Source organism: Sulfurovum sp. (genome assembly GCF_015493435.1).
In the GTDB taxonomy this organism is placed as follows: domain Bacteria; phylum Campylobacterota; class Campylobacteria; order Campylobacterales; family Sulfurovaceae; genus Sulfurovum.
In genome coordinates this window covers 40,240-46,507 of sequence record NZ_WGDD01000003.1, presented here as the reverse complement: position 1 = coordinate 46,507, position 6,268 = coordinate 40,240, and the positions used below count along the sequence as shown (strand labels likewise).

General features: G+C 42.2%; 6 protein-coding genes. 1 reads left to right on the top strand and 5 read right to left on the bottom strand.

Translation table 11 applies throughout. The features are described from left to right. Nucleotides 1-265 precede the first annotated feature (265 nt). Complete coding sequence (locus tag F8L24_RS01160; RefSeq protein WP_294951066.1) at nucleotides 266-505, bottom strand: hypothetical protein; 240 nt, start codon at nucleotides 503-505, stop codon at nucleotides 266-268. 142 nt (nucleotides 506-647) lie between these two features. Here F8L24_RS01160 and F8L24_RS01155 point away from each other — a divergent pair, with 142 nt between their 5' ends. Continuing rightward, complete coding sequence (locus F8L24_RS01155; RefSeq protein ID WP_294951065.1) at nucleotides 648-926, top strand: hypothetical protein; 279 nt, start codon at nucleotides 648-650, stop codon at nucleotides 924-926. Nucleotides 927-931: 5 nt separating this feature from the next. Here the strand turns inward: F8L24_RS01155 and F8L24_RS01150 are convergent, their stop codons facing one another. The 4 genes from F8L24_RS01150 to F8L24_RS01135 form a co-directional block, all read right to left on the bottom strand. Next, nucleotides 932-1,615: a response regulator transcription factor gene (locus F8L24_RS01150; RefSeq protein WP_294951064.1), complete on the bottom strand. Its 684-nt coding sequence runs from the start codon at nucleotides 1,613-1,615 to the stop codon at nucleotides 932-934. Between the two features lie 102 nt (nucleotides 1,616-1,717). Continuing rightward, entirely contained in the window at nucleotides 1,718-3,262 is a 1,545-nt protein-coding gene (locus tag F8L24_RS01145; protein WP_294951063.1) for an inorganic phosphate transporter, read from the bottom strand. A gap of 148 nt (nucleotides 3,263-3,410) precedes the next feature. Beyond that, complete coding sequence (locus F8L24_RS01140) at nucleotides 3,411-4,583, bottom strand: putative porin (protein ID WP_294951062.1); 1,173 nt, start codon at nucleotides 4,581-4,583, stop codon at nucleotides 3,411-3,413. A 220-nt stretch (nucleotides 4,584-4,803) separates the two neighbouring features. Beyond that, complete coding sequence (locus tag F8L24_RS01135; RefSeq protein WP_294951061.1) at nucleotides 4,804-6,267, bottom strand: porin; 1,464 nt, start codon at nucleotides 6,265-6,267, stop codon at nucleotides 4,804-4,806. Nucleotide 6,268: the final 1 nt, after the last annotated feature.

Here is a 6,268-nt window from a genome sequence, read left to right as displayed (position 1 = left end):
CTTCTATAGAGTGGCTATATCTGTTACGAATGCTGTCTCGTGTCTTTTTAGACAAATACATCGGTATATCTTTAAGACGTACAAAAATTTTATGTCCTACGATATGCATTTCACATTCTTCATATGCAGCGCTTGTCTAATGAATGAAACACGTTATTAATCCTTTTAATTACGTTAGGTAAGCATATGAAGGAAGTTTAACACATTAAAATAAAGAGGAGAGATAAATATAGAGGTGAAAACGCCTCTATATTTGTTGATGGCATTATGCCGCTTTTTTAATCGCTTTTTTTGCTGCTTTTTTTGCTGCTTTTTTCTTGGCAGGTGCTTTTTTAAGAACTACTTTAGTCACTTTTTTTGCTACTGCTTTAGCATTTTTCTTTTTGACCACTTTTTTCGCTACTGCTTTTTTTGTTGCTTTTTTCACAACACCCTTTACTACTTTTTTCTTAAGTACTTTTTTTGCTGTGGGCTTCTTGGTCGCTTTTTTTACAGTTTTTGCCATGTTGGGCTCCTTTAATTTTTGGTATTATACATTACTATTAGTAATATAATATAGGTATTGTATATAAAAAATACTTTATTGTCAAATATAAAAAGAAATCTATGTTATCATCTCGTAACATTTTGTAACAAAAAGGTGAAAAATGACTTTTATAGAGTTTAAAAAAAAGCTTTTAGATGCAGAAATAAGTCTGCCTAAATTTTCAAAATTGATACAGGTAAGTGAAAAAAACCTTCAATCCTATAAGAAAAAAGGTGAAGTTCCCAATGCCATAGCAGTTGCGGTTACTTGTTTTGCACACATGCAAAATGAAGGGATTGATTATCGTAAAATAATTGAGAATCTAGAACTCAAAGCAAAAACAAAAAAAGGTGCAGGATTTGCCAAAACAAAGAGAAAAGAAAGTGTTTTAAAAAAATAAGGGAGTCATACCAGTCTATATCCTACACCCCACACAGGAGCAAAATACTCTTTTTCCCCACTGGGGTCTATTTTCTTTTTAAGCCGGTTCATAGCCACATTAATGGTTTTGTCATGAAAACCTACAGAATCATCGCCCCACACTTCATCTCTCAAAAAATCTCTGTCAAGAGGCTGGTGGGGATTTTTGATGAACGTATGCAGCAGTTTGAATTCGAGGTTGGTCAACTCTACGAGCTGTTCTTCTACATAGATTTCACGGCTCTTCAAGTCAAGCAGGATATCTCTGTATTTTATTTTGTCGGTACTGCCCCCGCCTTTTCTTTTTAAAATGGCCTGAATACGAAGCAACAGCTCCCTGGCATTGAAAGGTTTGGTCATATAGTCATCACCTCCGGCCAAAAACCCTTCTTCCACATCCCCATCTTTGTCCCTTGCCGTCAGAAAGATCACAGGAACATCATACCCGATCTCCCGCATCTGCCTGACGAACGCACTTCCCTCGATACCGGGAAGGTTACGGTCTACGATCATCAGTGCAGGATTCTCTTCTTCGAGGAACTGTTCCACATTTTCGGTAGAAAGGAATCCTGTTGTATCATAGCCTTCTTTGGCAAGATGATACTCAAGCAGTTCCAGTATATCAGCCTCATCTTCAATGATAACAATTTCTATATTTTTCTTTTGCATAACAGTATCATAATATGTATTGATAACATTTCTATTACCGTTCTGTGCAGGGGGAAGTGGATGCAATATTCCGACGGAACTCCGTCAGAACAGATTCCGTGGTCAAGAAGCAAACCCTTTGATCACATAGAAAATGATCGCAGAGAGGAAGGCTGCCGCAGGTACGGTAATGACCCACGCAGCAATAATTTTTTTTACCATACCGCGTTTGACATAGTTCTCACGCAGTGAACGCTTAAGACTTTTTACCTTTTTCTTCTGACTTTTCTGTGCACCGATAAGCTCAACCTGCTTTTTGTAATCCTCTTCGCTTTTGAGCGCTTCAAGTTCACGTTTGATTGCATCAAGTTTTTCCACTTCGATCTGCAGTTTTTTCTGCTTCTCGTCCATATTCTTGCTGTCAAGCCATTCGCGAAGGAACCCGACACCGAATACCGCACCGACCGCAATATGGGTTGAAGATACAGGAAGACCGAGCTGTGACGCAATGATCACGGTGATCGCCGCGGCCATCATGATGGAAAAAGCTCTCATCTCATCGAGTTCCGTAATTTCCGAACCAACGGTTCTGATGAGCCTCGGTCCATACAGGGCAAGACCGATAGAGATACCCACCCCGCCTACCACCATGACCCACAGAGGAATGGCCGCTTTTTTCGCGATGACAGCATGTGCCAGGGCATCGTACACTGCGGCCAATGGACCGACGGCATTGGCAACGTCATTCGCCCCGTGGGCGAAACTGAGGAATATGGCAGCAAAAACAAGTGGAATACCGAACAGTATATTGATGTCAGCCCTGCTCTCACCAAGCCCATTCTCCACACGTTTGAGGGTTCTGGGTTTCACGATCAGATAAGTGATAAATCCGCCGATCAGACCAATGATCAGAGCTGCCAGAAAGGTCGGTTTTTTCGTCTGCGGCAAAAAGCTGAACACTTCAGTAAAGTCTTTCCACACATGCTTGAGCCCTTTGAGCGTCAGGTAGGTCAGAAATGCCGCTGCCATAACCGCCACAAGGACCGGAACCACTTTTTTGGCTGCCGTGCGCATATCTTTCCGGTAAAGGATCTGGGACTTGATGATATAGAGAAAAATCGCTGCGATCACACCGCCAAGGACCGGAGAGATCACCCATGACGCTACAATCTTGCCCATAGTTCCCCAGGAAACGATGGCAAATCCGCCTGCTGCGATTCCTGCACCGACAACACCGCCGACAATGGAGTGCGTCGTGGAGACCGGCGCCTTAAGCCAGGTAGCAAGGTTAAGCCAGAGCGCTGCGGCAAGCAGTGCGGCAGACATGGCATACACGAACAGCATCGGATCGTTCCCGAACGCTGCCGGATCGATAATACCCTTTTTAATGGTACCGACCACATCACCGCCGGCAACCAGCGCACCCGTCGCTTCAAAGATCGCCGCAATGACAATAACCCCGCCCATGGAGATCGCTCCGGAACCGTAAGCCGGCCCCACATTGTTCGCAACATCGTTCGCACCGATGTTCATGGCCATATAGGCACCGAACACCGCAGCAAGTACCATAAAGCCCGCATGGACGCCGTGTCCTATGATACTGCTGGCGTAAAAAGCCACTGCTGCAGCAAAAGCGGCACCGAGTAGAAGTTTGATCGTATTGTTCATCATTATCCCCTGAAGTATAAAATTTCGGGAGTATAGGAAAAAAGTATTACAATTTTGTTACCAAATTGTAATCAAATAAAAAAAGAAATGTAAAGTGTGAAAAAAATGGAAGAAAGACGGGCCAAAGCCCATCTATGAAATGTATATGTTAGAACTTGATGATTGCATCCAGCTGTACACGCTCGTAGTCTGCTTCTGCACCTGTTTTACTTTTGCTTGCATAGAGTGTATCGAAGAAGAAGTTGCCGGCAAGGTAGAGGTTTTTGCCCATTTTGTATTTTGCTCTGATTGCAGAACCTTTTGCGGCAGTACCCCCACCAAAGTTATCCGAATCGGAATATGCACCAAATGCCGCATCCGCTTGAAGATCTGTGTAGGAGTATTTTACCTGCCAGTCGCCAACATGTTTCGCCTTACCCAGCATTACTGCCAAGTCGTACCCAAAGTTATTGTCGTCTGCCCCAAAGTTATACACAACCCCTGCTGCGACTTTTAGCGGCATACCAAATACATCGTTAAACTGCAGCTCACCAAATCCTTCTATAAGATGATAATTATTTACATACAAACCATTTTCATCCAAGGTGTTACCTTTTCCTTTACCAAAAAGCGGTATGTTGCCTTTGAGTCCATCATAATAATAGAGACCGGTACCCAAGTAAAGTTTTGCAAAATCTAATTCAGACTTATGTACATATTGTGCTATAATGAGGTTAACAACATTTGCATCGTTTGAAGCTGCTTCTTCCAAAGTTGGTTGGTTTACACCTAAAGTGATAATCTTTGTGTCATCTTTATACTGATAGTTTACCCCGTTCAGTGAAACATCATTATCCCAAATAAGTTGTGTTTTTATAGGTCTATACATCATGTATGGTAGTCTACCTATTTCGTAAGTAGAGCTATCAGACTTATACTTGAAACCTAGAACATTGAATCTAAGCGACTGAAAAAAGTAGTCACGCAAAGGCTCGTCATCAAGGAATGTTTGGTTTCCTGAAGTTGGGTTTGCAAAACCAGATCTCATACCAACCTTAAATTCAAGATTATCTGTTATAACAGTCGTTAAGCCTAGTCTTAAACGATATCTATTTCTATACTTATTATCAGCGTCATCTCTCTCGATACTCTCATACCGTAATCTTAAATCACCTTTGAAATGAAATCTGTCTAAAATACTTTTTTCAGCTACGGGTACTTGGGTTTCAGTTTCTAGTATTTTCTGTTTTTTTGTCTCTATTCGTTCATGTGGGTGTTTGACATCTGACGCACCCATGGATACTGTTGCTATTGCTGCCATTGATAATATGATTTTTTTCATCTTGTCTCTTCTCTGTATTTGATTTGGAAACAATATAGGAGCAAATAGTTACAAAAGTATTACTAAAAGTGTAACTATTTGTAATTTTTAATATTTGGTTAAATATATGTGACTATTTGTAACAGTAAAATTATATTTGTAAAATATATTTATTCATAAATATAATAAAAAATTTATTTATGTACAAAAAGTGTTACATATTATCCTTCATAATGTATGACTAAATGTCGATGAGATAGCGTAACCCTATGGCTACACTCGTATTGCCCCGGACTCCGGAAGCAAAGGAGCCGTGCGGCAGTGCGATCTCCAGATAGACCACATCATCGAATGTTCTTTTGCCGAATGTATATTGAAAAGAGAGGATACCTTTTTTTATTTCGTATTGCCCCCGATAGCCCCCTGTGGGTTTCAGCCAGTTGATACCTGCTACCGTACGGATCTGGCTGCTCACATCATATCGGGCATAAATTTCTACACCTACTCCGTCAAAATAGACACCCTGGTCATCATTCATATGGTTCCGGGTATAGGAGAGGTTCCCGTTCACCAGGAAACAGTTTTTTTTAAATGACAAACCTGCAATATAGGCCTGGTCATTTCCCGTGATCCCCATTTGCCGCATCATGGCGGTTATTTCATCATACTTCCCATAGGCAAAAGCCGCTCCTGCTTTCCATCCGTCCTTTTTCCACCCCTTGTAGACAAGACTGGCACCCATTCTGTAGCCAAATTCACCATCGATACCTTCAGGACTGGCATGCCCGTACTGATACTGCAGGGTACTTTCAAAATCATCGATAGCGAAATGCACCTGCAAAACCTTGTCCGCCCGGCCTGTCCCGGAAACAGAACCGTCTCCGGAATTGTTGTATACTCCGCTCGCCTGTGCACCGTATGCCATAAAATAATCGGTTATCCCCGCTATATCGTAATAGGCCGACCAGTATTTCCCTCCCAACAAAGTAATACCCTTGTACTCCGCAGCAAGATAACTTAACCTTCGATTTGAATCGGACTGTTCAGAAAGGTTAATAAAATTTCCCTTGTTTTCCTTGTTGATATTGCCCTCATACTGCATTGTAATATTGATGCCGCTATTGAATTTGTAAGCATAAAAGAACCCTGCCCTTGAACCGGCATTATGAAAATGTTTGCCTTCTTTGCTTCCGGCCATTTCCGCATATTGCGGTCGCAGGCTGATATAGAATTTGGCAGGCAGAAGCCAGCGAATGTACTTGCCGAAGTAATGGTTGTTCTGAAGCATCTGCTTTGCCTCATGTGCGGCAATCCCCGGGTAGCGTGCATCTCCTGCCGGTATCTTGACATGATAGATGGCTCCGATTTCCTTCTTGTCTTTCAAGAGCTGCTGGAAACGCTTTGTCTCCTGACGTCCCCTGTCCTCCTCGGAAGAGATATCATCGGCATCAGACACGAGTTTTTCTGCCAGGTTCCGCTGCACACAGACAAATTCTACCAGTTTCTTTTTGCTATTTGTTTCAACAAGTGAAGAAGGGTAGCATCGGAGAGCCTCTCCCTTGTGGGAAAGATCAAAAGAAGGAACGTTGGGTATTTGATGCTTTTTAACAGCAGTATTTTCAAGTATATTCGCAGCAGCAGACAACGGCACACCGGAAAAAACCATATACGAAACCGTTAAAATTCTCACTCCGAAGCGTTTCATT

What these genes read in the sequence shown, in the direction of transcription:
- F8L24_RS01160 (WP_294951066.1), bottom strand. Translation starts at nt 505, where the DNA reads ATGGCAAAAACTGTAAAAAAAGCGACCAAGAAGCCCACAGCAAAAAAA.
- F8L24_RS01150 (WP_294951064.1), bottom strand. Translation starts at nt 1,615, where the DNA reads ATGCAAAAGAAAAATATAGAAATTGTTATCATTGAAGATGAGGCTGAT.
- F8L24_RS01155 (WP_294951065.1), top strand. Translation starts at nt 648, where the DNA reads ATGACTTTTATAGAGTTTAAAAAAAAGCTTTTAGATGCAGAAATAAGT.
- F8L24_RS01135 (WP_294951061.1), bottom strand. Translation starts at nt 6,267, where the DNA reads ATGAAACGCTTCGGAGTGAGAATTTTAACGGTTTCGTATATGGTTTTT.
- F8L24_RS01145 (WP_294951063.1), bottom strand. Translation starts at nt 3,262, where the DNA reads ATGAACAATACGATCAAACTTCTACTCGGTGCCGCTTTTGCTGCAGCA.
- F8L24_RS01140 (WP_294951062.1), bottom strand. Translation starts at nt 4,583, where the DNA reads ATGAAAAAAATCATATTATCAATGGCAGCAATAGCAACAGTATCCATG.